This is a genomic window from Pseudomonas linyingensis (genome assembly GCF_900109175.1).
GTDB lineage: Bacteria > Pseudomonadota > Gammaproteobacteria > Pseudomonadales > Pseudomonadaceae > Geopseudomonas > Geopseudomonas linyingensis.
The window spans coordinates 46,200-66,003 of record NZ_FNZE01000019.1 but is presented as its reverse complement, the minus strand read 5'-3'; the positions used below and the strand labels follow the sequence as shown (position 1 = coordinate 66,003).

The following is a 19,804-nucleotide window of genomic DNA, read 5'->3' as shown; positions in this document are numbered from 1 at the left end:
CATGGAAACCCTGTCCTTTGCCTTTCCCGCCGGCCTGCCGGCAAGCCGGCGCGCCCAGGTGGGCTGCGTCGGTTCCGGCGACCTGGAAGTGCTGCTCGAGCCCGGCCAGGCCGGCAGCCTGAACATCCAGGTGGTCACCTCGGTGAACGGCAGCGCCGAGCGCTGGCGCCACCTGTTCGAACGCATGTTCGCCGGCGCCAACCCACCGGCCCTGAACGTCGATATCCACGATTTCGGCGCCACCCCCGGTGTGGTGCGGCTGCGTCTTGAGCAGGCGCTGGAGGAGGTGAGCGATGTCTGACCTGAATGCACTGCTGCACAGCCGCAGCTTCGTCGAACTCGGCGCCCGCCAGCGCGCGGCCGCGCTGCTCGATCAGGGCAGCCTGCGCGATCTGCTCGACCCCTTCGCCCGGGTCAAGTCGCCGTGGCTGGAGGCCCAGGGCATAGTCGCCCAGGCCGACGACGGCGTGGTGGTGGCCAAGGGCAGTATCGGCGGTCGCCCCGTGGTGATCGCCGCCATCGAGGGCAACTTCCAGGGCGGCAGCCTCGGCGAGGTCGGCGGCGCCAAGCTGGCCGGCGCGCTGGAGCTGGCCGCCGAGGACAATCGCAACGGCATCCCCACCGCCGCCGTGCTGCTGCTGGAAACCGGCGGCGTGCGCCTGCAGGAAGCCAACCTGGGTCTGGCCGCCATCGCCGAGGTGCAGGCCGCCATCGTCGAGGTGCGCCAGTACCAGCCGGTGATCGGCGTGGTCGCCGGTCCGGTGGGCTGCTTCGGCGGCATGTCGATCGCCGCCGGCCTGTGCAGCCACCTGCTGGTGACCCGCGAGGCGCGCCTGGGCCTCAACGGCCCGCAGGTGATCGAGCAGGAGGCCGGCCTCGACGAGTACGACTCGCGCGACCGCCCGTTCATCTGGAGCCTCACCGGCGGCGAGCAGCGCGCCGCCTGCGGCCTGGTCGACGCCTACCTCGCCGACGAGGTGAGTGTGATCCGCGAGTGCCTGCTGCAAACCCTCGAACAGCCGGGCGAGGCGCTGCCGCGCAGCCGCCAGTACGCCCGCTTTCTCGACCTGCTCGCGCGTTTTGATGCCGCACCGCAGGCCGACGCCGCCTCCGTGCGCGCCCTCTACCAAGGAGATCAGGCATGAGCAACGTCCTCTCGCAACGCGGCCTGAACTGGCTGCGCGCCCTCACCGCCGGCGCCGCCGAGCAGTCGGGCTACCCGGCCTCGGTGCGCGTGGTCGACGCCGCCCTCGGCGGCCAGCCGGCCCGCTACATCGCCGTGGTGCCGGATGCGCAGAACCGCTTCCCGCGCGCCCGCAGCGGCGAGGTCGGCCTGCTGGAAGGCTGGAGCCTCGGCTGCGCCTTGGACGAGGTGATCGAGGCCGACCGCGACGCGCCGGTGAAGCGCGCGGTGGTCGCCGTGGTCGACGTGCCCAGCCAGGCCTACGGTCGCCGCGAGGAGGCGCTCGGCATCCACCAGGCGCTGGCCGGCGCGGTGGACGGCTACGCCCGCGCCCGGCTGGCCGGCCATCCGGTGATCGCCCTGCTGGTCGGCAAGGCCATGTCCGGCGCCTTCCTCGCCCACGGCTACCAGGCCAACCGCATCGTCGCCCTGCGCGATCCGGGGGTGATGGTCCACGCCATGGGCAAGGAGTCCGCCGCGCGGGTCACCCTGCGCACGGTCGACGAACTGGAAGCCTTCGCCGCCAAGGTGCCGCCGATGGCCTACGACCTCGACAGCTACGCCAGCCTCGGCCTGCTCTGGGAAACCCTGAGCGTGGAGGCCATCGAGACGCCGCAGGGCGACGACCTGGCGCGGGTGCAGGCCTGCCTGGAGCAGGCCCAGGCCGACATCCGCACCAATGGCACGGATCTGCGCGGCCGCCTCGGCGCCGCCAACCGCGCCGCCTCGCAGCGCGTGCGCGAGCTGCTGCGCGCGCAGTGGTAACCGGGAGGACACGTCCATGCCTGCCATCGACTTCCAGCCGCACGCCCACGACCTGCTCTGGGGCATGAGCGCCGCGCAGCTCGACGCCGGCGCGCCGGACTGGGCGCGCGAGGTGCTCGCCGCCGCCCAGCCGGTGGTGGTGCGTCGCGGCCCGGCGCCGGCCGGCCAGGTCGCGGTGGGCGTGCGCGGCCGCGGCCGCGAGCAGCGCTACGCCAGCTGTATGCCGCTGGCGGCGATCAGCCGCCGGGTGGCGCCGGAGCAACTGACCGAAGCCGGGGCAGGGCAGGATGCCTGGCCGGCCCTGCGCGCGCTGGCCTGGCTGGCGCCGCAGCTGGACGCCCTGGCGCTGAGCTGGGGCGTCACCGGCGGCGCCGGTTACCAGTTGGCCACCGGCGTGGCGGTGCTGCACGCCAACAGCGACCTCGACCTGCTGCTGCGCGCGCCGCAGCCGCTGGAGCGCACGGTTGCCGCCGAACTGCTGGCCCTGCTCGACCGCGCCCTGTGCCGGGTCGATCTGCAAGTGGAAACCCCGGCGGGCGCCATCGCCCTGCGCGAGTGGGCGGGCCCGGCGCCGCAGGTGCTGCTCAAGACCAATCACGGCCCGCTGCTGGTCGGCGATCCCTGGCAGGAGGTGGCGGCATGAGCAGTCTGTTCGCCTTCCCCGGCCAGGGCGCCCAGCAGCCGGGCATGCTCCACCAGTTGCCGGACGCGCCCGAGGTGGCCGCCTGTCTGCGCGAGGCCAGCGCGGTGCTGGACGAGGACGTGCTGGCGCTGGATAGTGAGAAAGCCTTGCGTTCCACCCGCGCCGTGCAGCTGTGCCTGCTGCTCGCCGGGGTGTCCGGCGCCCGCCTGCTGCTGGCGCGCGGCGCACGGCCGGACTACGTGGCCGGGCTGTCGATCGGCGCCTGGGCGGCGGCGGTGACCGCCGGGGCGCTGCAGTTCGCCGACGCGGTGCGCCTGGTCGCCCTGCGCGGCGAACTGATGGAGCGCGCCTGGCCCGAGGGCTACGGCATGACTGCCATCCTCGGCCTCGAGCGGGCGGTGGTGGAGGGCCTGCTGGCCGAGGTCCACGGCGCCGACCGCCCGGTGTACCTGGCCAACGTCAACGCCGCCAACCAGCTGGTGATCGCCGGCAGCGAGGCGGCCATGGCAGCGGTCGGCGCACGGGCCTGGGCGCTGGGCGCCGGCGCGGTCAAGCGCCTGGCGGTCAGCGTGCCCTCGCACTGCGCGCTGCTGGAGGCGCCCGCCGCGCAACTGGCCGAGGCCTTCGCGGCGGTGGAACTGTGCCGGCCGGCGCTGCGTTATCTCAGTAGCAGCTCGGCGCGCCTGGTCATGGACCCGGACGCCCTGCGCGACGACCTGGCCTTCAACATGTGCCGCCTGGTCGACTGGCAGGGCACCCTGCGCAACGCCTGGGAACGGGGCGTGCGCCTGCACATCGAACTGCCTCCGGGCACGGTCCTCAGCGGACTGGCGCGGCGGGTCATGAGACAGGGAACCGTGGCTGCCTTCCAGGGCGCCCGTCTCGACACCCTGGTCGCGCTGCTGCGCGAGGAGGGCTGCGCCGACCGCTGACAGCCCCTTCGCGAAGCACAAGAACAACAACTTCGATCCATACAGGACAATAAAAATGATCATCTACGGTGTAGCCCTGCTGTCCATCTGCACGCTGGTCGGTCTGTTCATCGGCGACCTGCTCGGCGTCCTCCTCGGTGTGCCCTCCAACGTCGGCGGTGTCGGCATCGCCATGATCCTGCTGATCTTCGGCGGCAGCTGGCTCAGCAAGCGCGGCCTGCTGGCCGGCAAGACCGAGCAGGGCATCGAGTTCTGGAGCGCCATCTACATTCCCATCGTGGTCGCCATGGCTGCCCAGCAGAACGTGCTCGGCGCGCTGTCCAGCGGCCCGGTGGCGATCCTCGCCGGCCTGGCGGCAGTCAGCCTGAGTTTCGCCCTGGTGCCGGTGCTCGACCGCCTCGGCCGCAAGGACGAAGTGACCCCGGAGCCTGACGCCAAGCCCGCCGCCCCCGCCAGCAAACCTGCCACCTCCTGCGCCCAACGGTGATTGCCATGATCCTCGAATCCCTGACCAAGGTACTCAACGGCTACGGCATGATCAGCGGCTTCGCCGTGATCGGCGCGACCATGTGGCTGTCCTACTGGATGTCCGCCAAGCTGACCAAGGGCCGCCTGCACGGCTCGGCCATCGCCATCCTCATCGGCCTGGTGCTGTCCTACGTCGGCGGCCTGTACACCGGCGGGCAGAAGGGCCTGGTCGACATCCCGCTGCTATCCGGCATCGGCATCCTCGGCGGCGCCATGCTGCGCGACTTCGCCATCATCGCCACCGGCTTCGGCGTCAATCCCGCCGAGCTCAAGCGCGCCGGAGCGAGCGGTGTGCTGGCACTGATTGTCGGCATCTTCGCCTCCTTCGTCGCCGGCGCCGGGGTGGCGCTGGCCTTCGGCTACACCGATGCTGTCAGCCTGACCACCATCGGCACCGGCGCGGTGACCTACATCGTCGGCCCGGTGACCGGCGCGGCCATCGGCGCCAGCTCCGAGGTGATGGCGCTGTCGATCGCCGCCGGCCTGATCAAGGCCATCGTGGTTATGGTCGCCACCCCCTTCGTCGCACCCTTCATCGGCCTCAACAATCCGCGCGCCGCAGTGATCTTCGGCGGCCTGATGGGCACCTCCAGCGGCGTGGCCGGCGGCCTGGCGGCCACCGACCCGAAGCTGGTGCCCTACGGTTGCCTGACCGCGGCCTTCTACACCGCCCTCGGCTGCCTGCTCGGCCCGTCGCTGATCTACTTCGTGATGCGCGGCCTGATCGGCTGATCGGCAATGCCTTCGTCAGCGGCCCGCCTTGTGCGGGCCGTTGACTTTCGCCACACGCGCTGCGGGCAGGTGCAGCCGCAGCAGATGCGGCCGGCGGCCAAGGTGATGGCGAACAGACCGAAGGCGCGGATTGCAAGCGGATCTGAGACAGCAAATATGGCCAGCATTGGCCACCTCTGCGGATAGATTGGCTCCTGCAGCACGCCTTAGTCTTGGCTGCGCCTGCGTTTGGGGCGGCTTCGAATCGACAAGCCACACGCGTCAACTCACCCGCCATGCCGGGCCCAGTCCCATCCTGCTCGATGCCGCGACCCTGTCCGCGGGACGGGCAGGGCTGCCTGGCAAGCGAGCTGCCGCCACGAGGAGACAACCCATGACGATCCCCCGCGAGCCGGCCAGCCTGGCCGCCTACTACGACGTGCAGTACAACGCCCGCGCCAGCGTGGCCGACTACGCGCAGTATCCGCGCCTGTACCGCGAGCTCAGCGACCACGCCCATGCCAGCCTGCCGTGCTTCAAGGATGTCGCCTACGGCCCGGGCGCGGCCGAGCGGCTGGACATCTTCCCTGCCAGCCGGCCGGATGCCCCCGTGCTGCTGTTCATTCACGGCGGCTACTGGCGGGCGCTGTCCAAGGCCGACTCGGCGTTCATGGCGCCGGCGCTGACCGCGGCCGGAGCCTGCGTGGTGGTGATCGACTACGATCTGGCGCCGGCGGTGAGCCTCGACCATATCGTCGCCCAGGTGCGCCGCGCCCTGGCCTGGGTCCACGGCAACATCGCCGCGTTCGGCGGCGATCCGCAGCGGCTGTACGCCAGCGGCAGTTCGGCGGGCGGCCATCTGGTCGGCATGCTGCTGGCAGGCGGCTGGCAGGCCGAGCATGGCCTACCAGGGGACGTGCTGCGCGGCGCCTTGCCGGTCAGCGGGCTGTTCGACCTGTGCCCGCTGCTGGACACCCACATCAACGGCTGGATGCAGCTGGACGAGGCGGCCGCGTGGCGCAACAGTCCGCAGTTCAGTCAGCCGGTCGCTGCGGGGGAGCTGGTGGTCGCCTACGGCGCGCTGGAGACGGCGGAGTTCGCCCGGCAGTCGGCGAACTACCTGAGGGCCTGGCGCAGCCGCGGGCTGCCCGGTCGCCTGCTGGCGGTGCCGGAGCGCAACCATTTCGACGTGGTGCTGGAGCTGGGGCAACCGGGCACGCCGCTGTACCGGGCGCTGCTGCAACTGATGGGACTGGTCGCGGAGTGAAACGGCAGGCGCCTCCTTGCGGAGGCGCTGCAATCAGGAAGGCGAAGGGAACAGGGGCGCACCGACCGGCGCGCCCTCCGAGGGTCAGAACAGGCTGACCGTGTAGTTGATGATCAGGCGGTTCTCGTCGATGCTGGCCCGGTAGTTGGAGCGCGCGACCGCATTGCGCACGCGCACGCTGACGTTCTTCAGCGGCCCGCTCTGCACGGTGTAGGCGAGATCCAGGTCGCGCTCCCAGTCCTCGCCCTCGAAGCCGAGACCGGTATCGACGTTGTCGCCCTTCACGTAGCGCACGGTGCTGACCAGGCCCGGGATGCCGAGGGCGGCGAAATCGTAGTCGTAGCGCGCCTGCCAGGAGCGCTCGTCGGTGGAGGCGAAGTCGAAGGTCGGCAGCTCGTTGGCCAGCGGCGTCACGTTGCCGAAGATGCGCACCATGCCGTGGTCGCCCCACAGCGTCTGGTAGCCGACCTGGAAGGTGTGCCCGCCGCGCTTGGCCGACAGCATGGTGTAGAAGGTCTGGTTGTCGATGGCGCCGGCCAGCTGGTCGCCGTCCTCGCTGGAGTCGAAGTAGCCGAGGTTGGCGCCGAGGGTCCAGGCGCCGAGCGGCTCGCTGTGCTTGAGGCTGAAGAAACGCTGCTGGTAGACGTCCTCCAGCTGCGCGTACCAGGCGCCGACGCTGGTGCGGTTGGCGTTGAAGGCGTAGTCGGCGCCGGCGTAGTTGAAGCGGTCGCTGCTCACCGCAAGCACCGCGCGGCGGCCGATCCACGGCGACATCTCGTCGTCACCGGCCTCGTCGCGCTGGCTCATGGCGCGCATCTGGCCGCCCTGCAGGGTCAGCCCGGCGATTTCCTGGGAGACGATGCTGGCGCCCTGGAAGGTCGGCGGCAGCAGGCGGATGTCGGAGAACACCAGTACCGGCAGGTTGGGCTGCAGCTCGCCAACCTTCAGCTCGGTCTTCGACGCCCTGACCTTGAGCGCCGCGCCGGCGCGGCTGTACTCGTCGGCCGGCTCGCCGTCGCCATGGCGCGGCATCAGACCGGTGCCCTTGCCCCCCGCCCGATCCGGGCTGCCGTCCAGCTTGATGCCGAGCAGGCCGATGGCGTCGACGCCGAAGCCGACCGGGCCCGGGGTATAGCCGGATTTGAAGTTGAGGATGAAACCCTGGGCCCACTCCTCCTGTTTGGACTGGGCACTGGCGGGTACGTCGCGGAAGTCGCGGCTGAAGTAGTAGTTGCGCGCGTTCAGGGTCGCGGTTGAGTCCTCCAGGAAGCCGGCGTCGGCGGCCAGGGCGGAGAGGGGCAGGGTGCTCAACAGCAGGGGCAGGGTTGGGGTCTTGTAGCTCATCGCAAGGCTCTTTCTTGTTGTGGTTTTCAGGGCGCAGCCGGCCGCCGCCGGCCCGGGGTGGGCCGATGGGGGCAGGTTGCGTCGGATAATCCGGCCCGCGGGGATCACGGGCCGGGTTGGGCGCGGCTCAGACGCCCAGGTAGCGGTGCGACAGTTCCGGGGCGGCGGCCAGCTCGGCGGGCGTGCCTTCCCAGACCTGGCGGCCCTTCTCGATGATGTGATGGCGGTCGACCACCCGTGCCATCTCCTTGAGGTTCTTGTCGATCACCAGGATGGTCTCGCCCTCGGCCTTCAGGGTGGCCAGGCAGTTCCAGATGGTTTCGCGGATGATCGGCGCCAGGCCCTCGGTGGCTTCGTCGAGGATCAGCAGCTGCGGATTGGTCATCAGCGCGCGGCCGACCACCAGCATCTGCTGCTCACCGCCGGAGAGGGTCTTCGACAGTTGGTCCTGGCGTTCCTGCAGGCGCGGGAACAGCTGGTAGATGCGCGCCAGATCCCACTTGCCGCCCCTGCTGGCGGTGGCCAGCAGGTTCTCCTTGACGCTCAGGCTGCCGAAGGCGCGGCGGCCTTCGGGGACCAGGCCGAGGCCGGCCTGGGCGATGCGGCAGGGGGTGGCGCCGCGCAGCTCCTGGCCGTGCACGCGGATGCTGCCGGCACTGGGCTTGAGCAGGCCCATGATGGATTTCACCGTGGTGGTCTTGCCCATGCCGTTGCGGCCGATCAGCGACACCACCTGACCCGCTTCAATCTTCAGGTGCATGTCGAACAGCACCTGGCTCAGGCCGTAGCCGGCCCGCAGTCCACTGACTTCAAGCATGTTCCTCTCCCAGATAGGCCGCACGGACCAGTTGGCTGCCGCGGATTTCCTCGACGCTGCCGCTGAGGATGGTTTCGCCGTAGACCAGCACGGTGATGCGGTCGGCGAGGGCGAACACGGCGTCCATGTCATGCTCGACCAGCAGGATGGCGTAGCGGCCCTTGAGCGCCATGAGCTGCTCGGTCATGCGCGCCGACTCCTCGGCGCCGAGGCCGGCCATCGGCTCGTCGAGCAGCAGCACCGAGGCCTCCTGGGCCAGCGCCAGGGCCAGCTCCAGCTGGCGGCGCTCGCCGTGGGACAGCTCGCTGACGCGATCTTCGGCACGAGGGGCAAGGCCCACCTGCTGCAGGTAGGCGAACGCCGGATCGAGCAGGCTGCGGTCGCGCGACAGCGGCTTCCAGAAACCGAAGCTCCTGCCCTCGCGGGCGGCGATGGCCACCGCGAGGTTCTCCAGCAGGCTGAACTCGGGGTACAGCTGGCTGACCTGGAAGGAGCGCGCCAGGCCCAGGCGCGGCCGCTCATGGGCCGGCACCGCGGTGATGTCGCGGCCGCCGAGAAGGATCTGCCCCTTGTCCGGGCGGATCTCGCCGGCGATCTGCGCGATCAACGTGGACTTGCCGGCGCCGTTGGGGCCGATGATGGCGTGCAGCTCACCGGCGGCCAGTTCCAGGTTGGCGTTGTTGGTGGCTTTCACCGCGCCGAAGGACTTCTCCAGGCCGCGGATCGACAGATGCGCGCTCATGGGCGGACCTCCTGGGCGGCGAGGGGCGGGAGGGCGGACCTGGCCCTGGCGCGGCGCGGCTTGTCGGCGCCCTTCATCAGCAGGCCGTAGATGCCCTGGCGGCCGAACAGCACTACCAGCAGCAGCAGCGGGCCGAACGCCAGCAGCCAGTGCTCGGTCCACAGGCTGAGCAGCTGCTCCAGGCCGAGGTAGGCGGCCGCACCGAGCACCGGGCCGAGCAGGGTACCGACCCCGCCGAGGATGACCATGGCCATCAGCTCGCCGGACTTCTGCCAGGCGGCCATGTCCGGGCTGACGAACAGCGCGTAGTTGGCCCAGAGGATGCCGGCCAGGCCGGCACCGAGGCCGGCGATGACGAAGGCGGTCAGGCGGTAGCGCACCGGCTGCAGGCCCAGGCTGACGGTGCGCCGCTCGCTCTGCTTGAGGCCGCGCAGGACGAAGCCGAAGCGCGAGCCGACCAGCCGCCGGCAGAACAGCAGCCAGCCGACCAGCAGGGCGACGCACAGGTAGTAGAACTGGTTGGCGTCGTTCAGATCGAGGCCGGGCAGGCTGTTGCGCTCGTTCAGCAGGATGCCGTCGTCGCCGCCGTAGAACGACAGCGAGCCGAGGATGAAGTAGAGCATCTGGCTGAAGGCCAGGGTGATCATGATGAACTGCACGCCGCTGGTGCGCAGCGACAGGTAGCCCATCACCAGCCCGAGCAGGGCGCAGCACAGCAGGGCCAGCGGCCAGACGATCAGCGCGCTGTTGCTGCCTTCCCAGCCCCACAGCGGCATCAACTGCGCGGTATGGAAGGCGACGATGCCCACCACGTAGCCGCCGAGGCCGAAGAAGGCGGCGTGGCCGAAGCTGACCAGGGCGCCGTAGCCGATCAACAGGTCGAGGCTGGCGGCGGCCATGCCGTAGATGGCCAGGCGGGTGAACAGGCTGACCAGGAAGGGTTCGTCCAGCAGCGCCGCGAGCAGCGGCAGCAGGGCGAAGGTGGCCAGGCAGGCCAGGTCGATGATGATGCGACGGGACATGGGATTCTCCTCAGGCACGCGCGGGCAGCAGACCACGCGGACGAACCAGCAGGACCAGGGCCATGACGATGTAGGCGCTGGCGGAAAGCAGGCCGGCGGACAGCGCGCCGCTGGTTTCGGCGGGCAGCAGCTGGTCGAGCAGCGGCGGCACGTAGGCACGGCCCAGGCTGTCGACCATGCCGATCAGCAGGGCGCCGACCAGCGCGCCGCGCACCGAGCCGACGCCGCCGACGACGATGACCACGAAGGTGGTGATCAGCACCTTCTCGCCCATGCCGATCTCCACCGAGAGCAGCGGCGCGGCCATGAACCCGGCCAGCCCGCACAGCGCGCAGCCGAACACGAACACCAGGGTGTACAGGCGGCCGATGTTCACCCCCAGCGCACCGACCATCTCGTGGTCGTCGGCGCCGGCGCGGATCAGCATCCCCAGGCGGGTGTGGTTGATCAGCAGCCACATGCCCACGGCGACCAGCAGCCCGGCGCCGATGAACAGCAGGCGGCTGACCGGGTACATCAGCCCCGGCAGTACCTCGACGAAGGCGCCGTACCACTCCGGGGTGGGCATGGCCGGCGGGCTGCGGCCGAACAGCAGGGTGATCAGCTCGTTGGTGAAGAACACCACGGCCAGGGTGGCCAGCACCTGGTCGAGGTGGTCGCGGTTGTACAGCCGGCGGATGATGGCGGTCTCGATCACCAGGCCATACAGCGCTGAGCCGGCCAGGGCGGCCAGGCCGCCGAGCCAGAACGAGCCGCTGGCCATGGCGGTGTAGGCCGCGCAGAAGGCACCGACCATGTAGAAGGCGCCGTGGGCCAGGTTGATCACGCCCATGATGCCGAAGATCAGCGTCAGGCCGGAGGCGAGCAGGAACAGCAGGGCGCTGTACTGCAGGCCGTTGAGCAATTGTTCGAGCAACAGCATGGCGAAGTCCTGCGGTATGGGCCCGCCGGCAGGGCCGGCGGGCTGGCGGGGTCAGGCGGGGATCAGAGCGCGCACTTGGCGGCGTAGCTGTCCACCTGGGCCGTGGCGATGGTCTTGACCGGCACCTCGGCGAGCTTGCCGTCGGCGCCGGCCTGGACCTTGAGCAGGTGCCAGTCGATCACCGCGTGCTGGTTGCTGCCGAAGCGGAAGTCGCCGCGCACCGAGTCGAAGTCGGCGGCGCGCAGGGCGCTGCGGAAGGCATCGGCGTCCTCGAGGTTGCCGCTGGTGGCCTTGAGCGCCGAGCCGATCAGCCGTGCGGTGTCGTAGCCCTGGGCGGCGTACATGGTCGGCGCGCGGTTGTACTTGGCGGTGAAGGCCTGGATGAAGGCCTGGTTGGCCGGCTTGTCGGACTGCGGGTTCCAGCCGCTGACCACGTTGACGCCTTCGGCCACGTTGCCGGTGGCGGCGAGCATGCGCTCGTCCATGGAGAACACCGGCACCACCATCGGGATGCTCTTGGCCAGCCCCGAGCTGCCGTACTGCTTGGCGAAATTGATGCCGGCGCCGCCCGGATGGAACTGGAACACCGCGTCGGGGTTCAGCGCGCGCACGCGCGCCAGCTCCACGGAGAAGTCCAGCTGGTTGAGCTTGGTGTAGATCTCGCTGACTTCGCCCTTGAAGGTGCGCTTGAAGCCGGCCAGGGCGTCGCGGCCGGCCTGGTAGTTGGGGGCGAGGATGACCATCTTCTGGTAGCCCAGGTCGTTGGCGGCGACGCCGGCCATCTCGTGGGGCACGTCGTTCTGGTAGGAGGCGGCGAAGTAGTTGGCCTTGCACTGCTCGCCGGCGAGGTTGGACGGGCCGGCGTTGGCGCTGATGTAGAAGCGGTCGCCCTGGGTGGCGGCGTTGACCACGGCGGCGAGCACGTTGGAGAACATCACCCCGGTGTACAGGGAGATGCCGTCGAGCGTCATGCGGTCGACGATCTGCTTGCCCTTGGCGGGCTGCAGGCCGTCGTCCTCGACCAGCAGTTCCACCGGCACGCCGCCGAGCTTGCCGCCTTCCTGCTCGATGGCCAGGCGGAAGGCGTCGCGGGCGTCCTCGCCGAGGTAGCCGGCGGGGGTGGACAGGGTGGTGATGAAGCCGATGCGCACCGGCTCCTGGGCGAGGGCGTTGAGGGAAGAGGCCAGTACGGCCCCGAGCATCGCAAGGTTGAGGGTCTTTTTCATGGTTACCGCCTTGGTTGTGCAGGTCCGACACGATCCGGCCTGCTAGTTGTTGTCGTGGGCAGTGGTGAAGCGGTGGAGCTGTGTTGTTCTTGTCGGTGGAGCGATCCGCGGGCCGGAGTCCGGCCCGCGGCGACGCTCAGGTATTGCTTTCGGTGAACTTCTCGAAATACAGGCGGCCGCTGTCGATGGCGTTGCTCGCCAGCCAGTCCTTGACCGACTCGACCATCGGCGGCGGGCCACACAGGTACATGTCGAAGGGCAGCTCGCGCAGCGCGGCGGCGTCGAAGTGCTCGGCCACGTAGCCGCGCTGGCCGTTCCAGTCCGGATCCGCATCGCTGATCACCGGGGTGAAACTGAAGCCCGGGATGCGCTCGGCGTAGCCCTGGATGCGCTCCAGCTCGCAGAGGTCGGCCGCCTGGCGCACGCCGTAATACAGGTGCACCGGCTGGCCGCAGCCGCCGCGCTCGGCGATCTCGTCGAGCATGCCGAGGAAGGCCGACAACCCGGTGCCGCCGGCCACCAGCAGCAGCGGCCGCTCGATGTGGCGCATGTAGAAGGCGCCCAGCGGAGCCTCGAAGCGGATCTCGTCGCCCTCCTGGCAGCGCTCGCGGATGTAGTTGCTCATCACCCCATCCGGCAGCAGACGGATGAGGAACTGCAGCCGGTTCTGCGCGTTCGGCCGGTTGGCGAACGAGTAGGAACGCTTCGAGTCGGTGCCCGGCACCAGCAGGCGGGCGTACTGTCCGGGCAGGAAGTCCAGCTGCTGGCCGTCACGACCGGCGTCCACGTGCAGGATCGCGGTGGTCGGCGAGACCTGCTCGACGTGGCTGACCACGCCGCGCTGCTCCGCCGGACGCGCCGCGCTGCACAGGCTGGAGTCGAAGTCGAAGTAGAACGACGCATCCGACTTCACCCGGGTCTGGCAGGTGAGGATCTTGCGCTGCTCGATGTCCTGGGCCGACAAGGCCTCCTCGTCCACGTAGTCCATTTCGTAGCGGCCGGACTCGCAGCGGCCCATGCAGGTCCCGCACACGCCTTCGCGGCAGTCGAGCGGGATGTTGATGCCGTTGCGCAGGGCGGCGTCGAGAAGGATCTCGTTGCCCTGCACGGGGAAGAACAGGGTTTTGCCGTCGGCAAAACTGAAGGCGACCTTGTGGCTCATGGCGCGTACATCCGGGCAATCAGAGGTGGTAGAAGTCGAGCACCGAGTTGATGGTGTCGTTCAGCAGCACGATGTGCTTGCGGGTGATCTTCCAGCTCTCGCCTGCCGGTTTGAGGTGGTAGGTGACGTACCCGTAGAACTGGTCGCTCATCCCCAGGCGGCAGAACAGGGTGTGCCAGTTGGCCTTGACCTCCAGCTGGCCACCGTCCAGTTCGGCGATCCGCACGTTGTCGACGAAGTGCGCGGTACGCGGCATCGGCACCGTCGAGGCGGCCTTGCCGGTGCGGATGCGGTACACGCGGTCCTCGAGACCCGAGCGGTTGGCGTAGTAGATCAGCGACATGCCGCGCTTCGGGTCTTTCGTGTATTCGTGCTCGGACTCCCACTGCGGCAGGTGGTACTCGCACTGCTCGTCGAACAGCTCGAGGTAGGCGTCCCAGTCCTGCGCGTCGCATAGCGCCGACTTCGCATAGAGGAACTGTTCGATCTGGTACTGCAGTTGCGGATTCATTACTCCACCTCCTTGAGCTTCAGGGCTTTCTGGTCGAGGCCCTCGAGCAGGAACCGCTGCCAGTTGGCGTGCTGGTTGACGTACAGGCCTTCGTGGGTGAACTCGGTGCCGGTCAGCGCCGGGGCGATTCCGATGGTTTCGCTGTTGGCGGTGGGGCCGCTGACCCACTTGTCGTAGCCGCGGGAGATGTCGTTCCAGCGCTCCAGGCGGGCCTGGAAGCCGCGCTGGGCCTCGCGGAACTCGACCAGGTCGTCGGGGGTGCCCATGCCGGAGACGTTGAAGAAGTCCTCGAACTGGCGGATGCGGCTCTCGCGGTCGGCGTCGGACTCGCCCTTCACGCCGATGCACTGGCTAATGATCTCGGTCTTGTTCCAGGCCACCGGGCGCACGATGCGCAGCTGCGAGCTGATCTGGTCCATGAAGAACAGGCTGGGGTAGATGTTCAGGTTGCGCAGGCGGTGCATCATCCACTCCGCCTTGGCCTGGCCGTAGGCCTCCACCAGGCGCGGCATCACGCTGGCGTAGCCGGGGCGCACGGCGGGGTTGGGCATGTCGCTGAACAGCAGGCTGTGGCCGTTGTGGAAAGAGAACCAGCCGTCGTCGGTCTCGGCGTCGCCGGCGCCCAGCTTGCTGTAGTCCAGGGTGCTGCTGGCACCGCCCTTGGTCGCGTTGACCTGCTGGCGGTGCTGCACGGTGGCCACGTAGTTGTAGTGCACGGTGCTGACGTGGTAGCCGTCCAGGCCGTTCTCGTTCTGCAGCTTCCAGTTGCCGTCGTAGGTGTAGGTGGACTTGCCGGGCAGCACTTCCAGCTCGCCGGTGGGCGACTGGGCGACCATCATGTCGAAGAACACCCGGGCGTCGCCGAGGAAGTCTCCCAGGCTGTCGGTACCGGCGACGTCGAGGCTGATGAACACGAAGCCCTTGTAGCTCTCGATGCGCGCCTTCTTCAGGCCGCGGGTGGCCTTGTCGAAGCCTTCCGGGTACTCGCCCGGGGCCTTGACCTTCACCAGGCGGCCGTCGCTCTTGTAGCACCAGGCATGGAAGGGGCAGGTGAAGGTGGACTGGTTGCCCTTGCCGACGCGGGTCAGGGTGGCACCGCGGTGCTGGCAGGCGTTGATCAGCGCGTGCAGCTCACCGTTGCCGTCGCGGGTGATGATCATCGGCTGGCGGCCGGCGCGCATGGTCACGAAATCGTGCGCGTTGGCCAGCTCGCTTTCATGGCAGGCGTAGATCCAGTTGCGCTCGAAGATCAGCTCCATTTCCAGGTCGAACAACTCCGGCTCGGTGAACATGTCCCGGGCGATGCGGTAGATGCCTTCGGCGGGACGGAAGTCCACGCAGCTACCGATGTAGTCTTTCCACTGCTCGATGCTTTTATTTGAATTCGTCATGGTTTTTGTACCTTCCACAGCGGGTGATCCGTGGAAGCCATTAAAGGAAAGCGCGGGCAAACCGGTCTATCCGCCTGGTTGGCGAAGACAATCCGGAAATTCCGGATACGGGTTTGCGGTAATGAACAGGCAGCGTGCTCAGTTGCCGGCTAGCGCGGACATGACACGGAAGTCGGGGCAGGTGCGGGGCGGGGGGTAACACTACAGGCGGCGGGGCCTGTGGGCGGTAACACTCAGCTGCGGCCTGGAGCGCGGCCGCTCTGGAACGAGGCATGGCGCATGGTTGATGCCGTCCGATCCGCCGTTCGGCCGAAGAAGCTGTCCGGAAAGTTGTCAGGCGCTATCCTGAATTTCCGGATAAGCCGTCGCCCGGGCATGGCATGACAATTGCTGCTGATATGTACCAAGCGCCGTCAGAGCGCAACTGATCGAACAGATTCAACAGGTGCCTTGCGATGAACCAGAATAACGATCTGCATTTCCGGGATATTGTTGCCGATCGCTTCGATCTCGCCGGAGCGCGTTCCTGGATGTCCGAAGTCTGCGGTCCGCATGTACTCAGGGCCAGCAAGCCGGAGCGCATCCAGTTCCACCACAGCGGCAACGTGCTGCGCTCCACTTCGACGATCCTCGGCTACGTCCAGTACGGCACCGACGTGACCATCGGTGTCGGCGAGGACATGAAGCTCAATTGCTACAGCCTCAGCCTGCCGCTGTCGGGCGAGCAGGAGCTGGCCAAGGCCGGGCGGCTGCTGCGCTCCGACCGGGACTGCGGGGTGATCGTCATGCCCTTCGAGCATCAGGAGCTGACCATCGCCGGCGACTGCCGCAAGCTGCAGGTCGCCATTCCCCAGGCGGCCATCCACAAGACCTTGGAGGATCTGCTGCAGCGCAGCGTGGATGTGCCGCTCAGCTTCGAGGCGGAGATGGACGCGGTCCACGGCGGCTCGGCGTCCTGGTGGCGGATGGTTCGCCACCTGGCCGACGAACTGGAGCGCAGTCGCGATCTCTACGACGAGCTCTACTTCACGAGGGACATGGAAAACGCGCTGATCAAGGGCCTGATCCTCACCCAGCCGCACAACTACACGCGGGAGCTGCGCGAGCGCCTGCAGGTCAAGCTGCCGTACTACCTGGTGCGCGCCCGCGACTTCATCCAGGCCAACGCCCGCCAGGAAATGTACCTCGAGGACATCGAGCAGGCCGCCGGCGTATCGCGCTTCAAGCTGTACGAAGGCTTCGCCAAGTATTTCGGCCTGTCGCCGATGGCCTACCTGAGGAAGTACCGCCTGACCGCCGTGCGTCAGGACCTCCTCGAGGATCGCTCGCAGCGCAATATCTGCGAGATCGCTCTGAGCTGGGGCTTTTCCCACCAGGGACGCTTCTCCAGCGAGTACCGCAAGCTGTTCGACGAAACGCCGAGCATGACGGTGCAGCGGGCCGAGGCGCGGCGGCAACGCTAGTGATCGGTTCTGTTGGTCGATATCGGCGTCAGTGACGCCGATATCGAGTTGCCATGACTTGATCATGGCCGTGCTGTGGCTTATTGCAGCGAATGGCCTCGGAGTTTTGATGTTCTGAATTTGAGTTGGGTGGCTGCACAAACCTTCAGCAGGACAGGCGTTACTCCTCTTTAGTGTGCGTTGGACAGTCGGTTGTAAAGCGAATGCTATTTATATTGATGCACAGTCACTGTGCACTATCGTAGTGGCTGTATATGACTGTCGGATATGGTTTCTCTGGTTCAGTGCCAGCCGATGATCCATATGCATCTCGTTAACCTGTGAACATAAGCATGATCATGTAGCCGCGTTGGCGAACTTGCCGATGACCATGCCGATCGTCGTGATCGACAAGGACAGGGTAGCTCAGACGCGGTTGTCTGAACTACCCGCGAGAGTGGTTGCTGTAGGCCCTTCTTTCTTGCCTGGTCGCCTCAGTCGGGGCGGAAACGCGCCGTTTCCGAGGGCAGACAACCATAGCGGCGTTTGTATTCCTGAGCGAAGCGCCCGAGATGGGCGAAGCCCCATCTGAAGGCGATGTCGGTGACTGAGGCCTGTGGCTGGCCGATCAGCTCCTGGTGCACCTGTTCGAGACGCAGGTTGCGCAGGTAGGCCATTGGGCTGGTGTCGCAGAAGTCGCGAAAGCCCGCGAACAGGGTGCGTACGCTGACGCCGGCATACTCGGCCAGTTGCTCGATCGTCAGTGGCTCGTGGACGTGGGCACGCATGAACTCTTCGGTGCGCCTGACGAAGTGCGGGGAGATGCCTTTGGGGCGAGCCTCTCCATCCATGCGGGCGCTGAGGTTGTGCGGTTGGCCATAGATCAGGGCATTCAGCAGGGCCGATTCGAACTGCTTGCGCACCAGCGGTTGGTGCAGTGGATGCTGGGGCTGGGCAAAGGCATCCATCAGCATTTCCAGGAGGCCGAGGAAGTGCTTGCCACCGGGGCTGAGCAGGTCCAGCTCGGGGTGGAACTCGACAGGCCGGTCCAGTCCGCCGGGGAAATGCTGGGCGAAGTGCTGCTGCAGTTCACTTTGCTCGATGCGGATGGCCAGCTGGGGTGAATTGGCTTGCCAGCGCATGAGCACGGGGATGCTGGGCGAGATCAGCGAGGCTTGCCGCGTGTTCGACATGAAGGAATGCCGGTTGCACACGATCTCGGCCTGGCCGCGGATTGGCACCTGGATCAGATAGAAGGACTCCAGTTTGCCGGGGTCGATCTTCACCGATGATCCGTACTCCAGCCGGTTGAGCGAGAACTGTCCCAGCCCGACATGGTGCATCTGCGCGCTGACTGGATCACCAGTCCGGACTGGTGACAGGTCATGGGGCTTGAAGATGCCTCCCACGCCTTCGCGGATGGCGTTGAGATCGCTCAGCAGGAACAGCCTGTTCTGCTGCGTGAACAGCGGTGTTCCGAGAAATCGGCTGCCGCCGTCCTCCTGGCTCGGCTGTTGGTTCATGGGGTACCTCGCTTGCATGCACGGTTTCAAGGCAGGGCGCGCGGTTGTGAAACAAGGTAACTGCAGGATCTGGATAGTGGCTGCAGTTATCGGATTACGGCACGCACCTTCAGTTTCTTTTAGTAACCCGGCAGGGTTTTTTCGCTTGTGTGTCGCAATAATCATGCCGATTTCAAAGGGTGGCGCTGCCACTGTTCAACGGGCTTCGTGGGTAACTGTGCTCTTGCGCGGTAGTCGAGGTGAGTGTGTTTTATGGTTTTCCGGTCACTGCACTTTGCGCTATTTGAAAGTTTTTCCTTGTTGTAAGTAAGACATTCAAGTTTGTGCATAAAGTGGACTCTGCTCGCAGTAAGCGGATAGATGGCGATGGGTCGTGGGCGCAGGATGGATTCACATCTTCCCACAACCCTTGGAGGTAACTCATGAAAGGCCGTTATATAAATATCCCGGTTGCATCCGGAGAACAATTTCAGGCCTATCTGGCGATCTCGGTAGACGGCCGTGGGCCTGGTCTTGTGCTGTGCCAGGAAATCTTCGGCGTCAACCAGACCATGCGTGAGGTGGCTGACCTGCTGGCCGAGGAGGGGTACACGGTGCTGGTACCCGACCTCTACTGGCGCCAGGAGCGCGGCATCGAGCTGGGTTACACCGAGGCCGACTTTCCGCGGGCTCTTGCCCTCTACGAAGGTTTCGATGAAGGGCTCGGGGTCGAGGATATTCAGGCCAGCATTCGGGCCCTGAAGGGGCTGGACGAATGCACTGGCGCAGGGATCGGCGTCGTGGGCTATTGCCTGGGCGGCAAGCTGGCCTACCTGGCGGGTTGCCGGCTGCCGGAGGTGGCCTGCGCCGTGGGCTACTACGGCGTCGGCATCGAGCACGCCCTGGCGGAGGCGGAAAACCTGCAGGGCCGCCTGGTGCTGCACCTCGCCGAGCTGGATGCGTTCTGTCCTGCCAATGCCCGTGCCGCCATCGTCGAAGGTCTAGGGCGTATGGCCGGCGTCGAGCTGTATGTATATCCGGGCGTCGACCATGCCTTCGCCCGTCCGCAGGGGGACCACTTCAACAAGTCGGCTGCGCTGCTGGCCCATGAGCGCACCATCGCAGCGCTGCGGCGGGCCATCGGTCCCGACTACAACCTCTCCGCCCTCTGGGAAGAGCACATCCGTCACGAGTTCGATACCCGTGACGTGCCGGCGACCATGGCCACCATGGTCGCCGAGCCCTACGTCAACCATATCCCGACCATGACCGGCGGGGTGGGCTACCGGGATCTGAGCCGCTTCTACCGTTACCACTTCGTCCACAACAACCCCAAGGACATGGAGCTGACGCCCATCTCGCGGACGGTCGGTGCCTCGCAAGTCGTCGACGAATTCATCATGAGCTTCACCCACGATTGCGAGATCGACTGGCTGCTGCCGGGTGTGGCTCCCACCGGCAAGCGTGTCGAAATTCCCATGCTCGGCGTGGTCAAGTTTCGCGGGCCCAAGCTCTACCACGAGCACATCTACTGGGATCAGGCCAGCGTGCTGGTGCAGATCGGCCTGCTCGACCCCGCCGGACTGCCGGTCGCCGGGCGTGAAACCGCGCAGAAGCTGCTCGACGAGAGCCTGCCGTCCAACACCCTGATGCCGAGCTGGGCCTCCAGCGCCGACAAGCCGCGCTGAGGGGCC

The 19,804-nt window shown here is 67.3% G+C and carries 20 protein-coding genes; 10 read left to right on the top strand and 10 right to left on the bottom strand.

Features of this window, described 5'->3' with window-relative positions; genetic code table 11:
• The first annotated feature begins 1 nt into the window (after position 1).
• The 8 genes from BMZ19_RS19070 (at position 2) to BMZ19_RS19035 (ending at position 6,029) form a co-directional block, all read left to right on the top strand.
• Complete coding sequence (locus tag BMZ19_RS19070; protein WP_090313171.1) at positions 2-301, top strand: malonate decarboxylase subunit delta; 300 nt, start codon at positions 2-4, stop codon at positions 299-301.
• A complete protein-coding gene (locus BMZ19_RS19065; protein ID WP_090313170.1) occupies positions 294-1,145 on the top strand; it encodes a biotin-independent malonate decarboxylase subunit beta in 852 nt (283 codons plus the stop codon). The genes BMZ19_RS19070 and BMZ19_RS19065 overlap by 8 nt, the downstream gene beginning before the upstream one ends.
• A complete protein-coding gene (gene mdcE, locus BMZ19_RS19060; RefSeq protein WP_090313169.1) occupies positions 1,142-1,948 on the top strand; it encodes a biotin-independent malonate decarboxylase subunit gamma in 807 nt (268 codons plus the stop codon). The genes BMZ19_RS19065 and mdcE overlap by 4 nt, the downstream gene beginning before the upstream one ends.
• 16 nt (positions 1,949-1,964) lie before the next feature.
• Complete coding sequence (locus tag BMZ19_RS19055; protein WP_090313168.1) at positions 1,965-2,591, top strand: malonate decarboxylase holo-ACP synthase; 627 nt, start codon at positions 1,965-1,967, stop codon at positions 2,589-2,591.
• Entirely contained in the window at positions 2,588-3,523 is a 936-nt protein-coding gene (gene mdcH / locus BMZ19_RS19050) for a malonate decarboxylase subunit epsilon (protein WP_090313167.1), read from the top strand. Before BMZ19_RS19055 ends, mdcH begins: the two co-directional genes overlap by 4 nt.
• Before the next feature lie 55 nt (positions 3,524-3,578).
• Positions 3,579-4,010 carry a malonate transporter subunit MadL gene (gene madL, locus BMZ19_RS19045; RefSeq protein ID WP_090313166.1) on the top strand — a complete coding sequence of 144 codons (432 nt, stop codon included), beginning with the start codon at positions 3,579-3,581 and terminating at the stop codon, positions 4,008-4,010.
• A gap of 8 nt (positions 4,011-4,018) precedes the next feature.
• Positions 4,019-4,783, top strand: a complete 765-nt coding sequence (gene madM, locus BMZ19_RS19040; RefSeq protein ID WP_090313192.1) for a malonate transporter subunit MadM — start codon at positions 4,019-4,021, stop codon at positions 4,781-4,783.
• 373 nt (positions 4,784-5,156) lie between these two features.
• The gene (locus BMZ19_RS19035; protein WP_090313165.1) at positions 5,157-6,029 is read left to right on the top strand and encodes an alpha/beta hydrolase; all 873 of its coding nucleotides are present in this window, start codon (positions 5,157-5,159) and stop codon (positions 6,027-6,029) included.
• An 84-nt stretch (positions 6,030-6,113) separates the two neighbouring features.
• On the opposite strand, the gene BMZ19_RS19030 is transcribed toward BMZ19_RS19035, so the two are convergent.
• From BMZ19_RS19030 to antA, 9 genes are all read right to left on the bottom strand, one after another.
• Complete coding sequence (locus BMZ19_RS19030) at positions 6,114-7,373, bottom strand: OprD family porin (protein ID WP_090313164.1); 1,260 nt, start codon at positions 7,371-7,373, stop codon at positions 6,114-6,116.
• 127 nt (positions 7,374-7,500) lie between these two features.
• Positions 7,501-8,190 carry an ABC transporter ATP-binding protein gene (locus BMZ19_RS19025; protein ID WP_090313163.1) on the bottom strand — a complete coding sequence of 230 codons (690 nt, stop codon included), beginning with the start codon at positions 8,188-8,190 and terminating at the stop codon, positions 7,501-7,503.
• Positions 8,183-8,932, bottom strand: a complete 750-nt coding sequence (locus BMZ19_RS19020) for an ABC transporter ATP-binding protein (protein WP_090313162.1) — start codon at positions 8,930-8,932, stop codon at positions 8,183-8,185. Before BMZ19_RS19020 ends, BMZ19_RS19025 begins: the two co-directional genes overlap by 8 nt.
• Positions 8,929-9,954: a branched-chain amino acid ABC transporter permease gene (locus tag BMZ19_RS19015; protein WP_090313161.1), complete on the bottom strand. Its 1,026-nt coding sequence runs from the start codon at positions 9,952-9,954 to the stop codon at positions 8,929-8,931. The genes BMZ19_RS19020 and BMZ19_RS19015 overlap by 4 nt, the downstream gene beginning before the upstream one ends.
• 10 nt (positions 9,955-9,964) lie before the next feature.
• Positions 9,965-10,876 (bottom strand): branched-chain amino acid ABC transporter permease, encoded by a 912-nt coding sequence (locus BMZ19_RS19010; protein ID WP_090313160.1) that lies wholly within the window; start codon positions 10,874-10,876, stop codon positions 9,965-9,967.
• A gap of 62 nt (positions 10,877-10,938) precedes the next feature.
• On the bottom strand, positions 10,939-12,102 hold the full coding sequence (locus tag BMZ19_RS19005) for an ABC transporter substrate-binding protein (RefSeq protein WP_090313159.1): 1,164 nt from the start codon (positions 12,100-12,102) through the stop codon (positions 10,939-10,941).
• Positions 12,103-12,238: 136 nt separating this feature from the next.
• Positions 12,239-13,264, bottom strand: a complete 1,026-nt coding sequence (antC, locus tag BMZ19_RS19000) for an anthranilate 1,2-dioxygenase electron transfer component AntC (protein WP_090313158.1) — start codon at positions 13,262-13,264, stop codon at positions 12,239-12,241.
• A gap of 19 nt (positions 13,265-13,283) precedes the next feature.
• Complete coding sequence (gene antB / locus BMZ19_RS18995; protein ID WP_090313157.1) at positions 13,284-13,775, bottom strand: anthranilate 1,2-dioxygenase small subunit; 492 nt, start codon at positions 13,773-13,775, stop codon at positions 13,284-13,286.
• Positions 13,775-15,166 carry an anthranilate 1,2-dioxygenase large subunit gene (antA, locus tag BMZ19_RS18990; RefSeq protein ID WP_090313156.1) on the bottom strand — a complete coding sequence of 464 codons (1,392 nt, stop codon included), beginning with the start codon at positions 15,164-15,166 and terminating at the stop codon, positions 13,775-13,777. Before antA ends, antB begins: the two co-directional genes overlap by 1 nt.
• 455 nt (positions 15,167-15,621) lie before the next feature.
• Between antA and BMZ19_RS18985 the strand changes: the two genes are divergently transcribed.
• On the top strand, positions 15,622-16,629 hold the full coding sequence (locus BMZ19_RS18985) for an AraC family transcriptional regulator (protein WP_090313155.1): 1,008 nt from the start codon (positions 15,622-15,624) through the stop codon (positions 16,627-16,629).
• Between the two features lie 473 nt (positions 16,630-17,102).
• On the opposite strand, the gene BMZ19_RS18980 is transcribed toward BMZ19_RS18985, so the two are convergent.
• Positions 17,103-18,131, bottom strand: coding sequence for an AraC family transcriptional regulator (locus BMZ19_RS18980; protein ID WP_090313154.1), 1,029 nt, complete (start codon positions 18,129-18,131; stop codon positions 17,103-17,105).
• Between the two features lie 422 nt (positions 18,132-18,553).
• On the opposite strand from BMZ19_RS18980, the gene BMZ19_RS18975 reads away from it, so the two are divergent.
• Positions 18,554-19,798 (top strand): dienelactone hydrolase family protein, encoded by a 1,245-nt coding sequence (locus BMZ19_RS18975; RefSeq protein ID WP_090313153.1) that lies wholly within the window; start codon positions 18,554-18,556, stop codon positions 19,796-19,798.
• Positions 19,799-19,804: the final 6 nt, after the last annotated feature.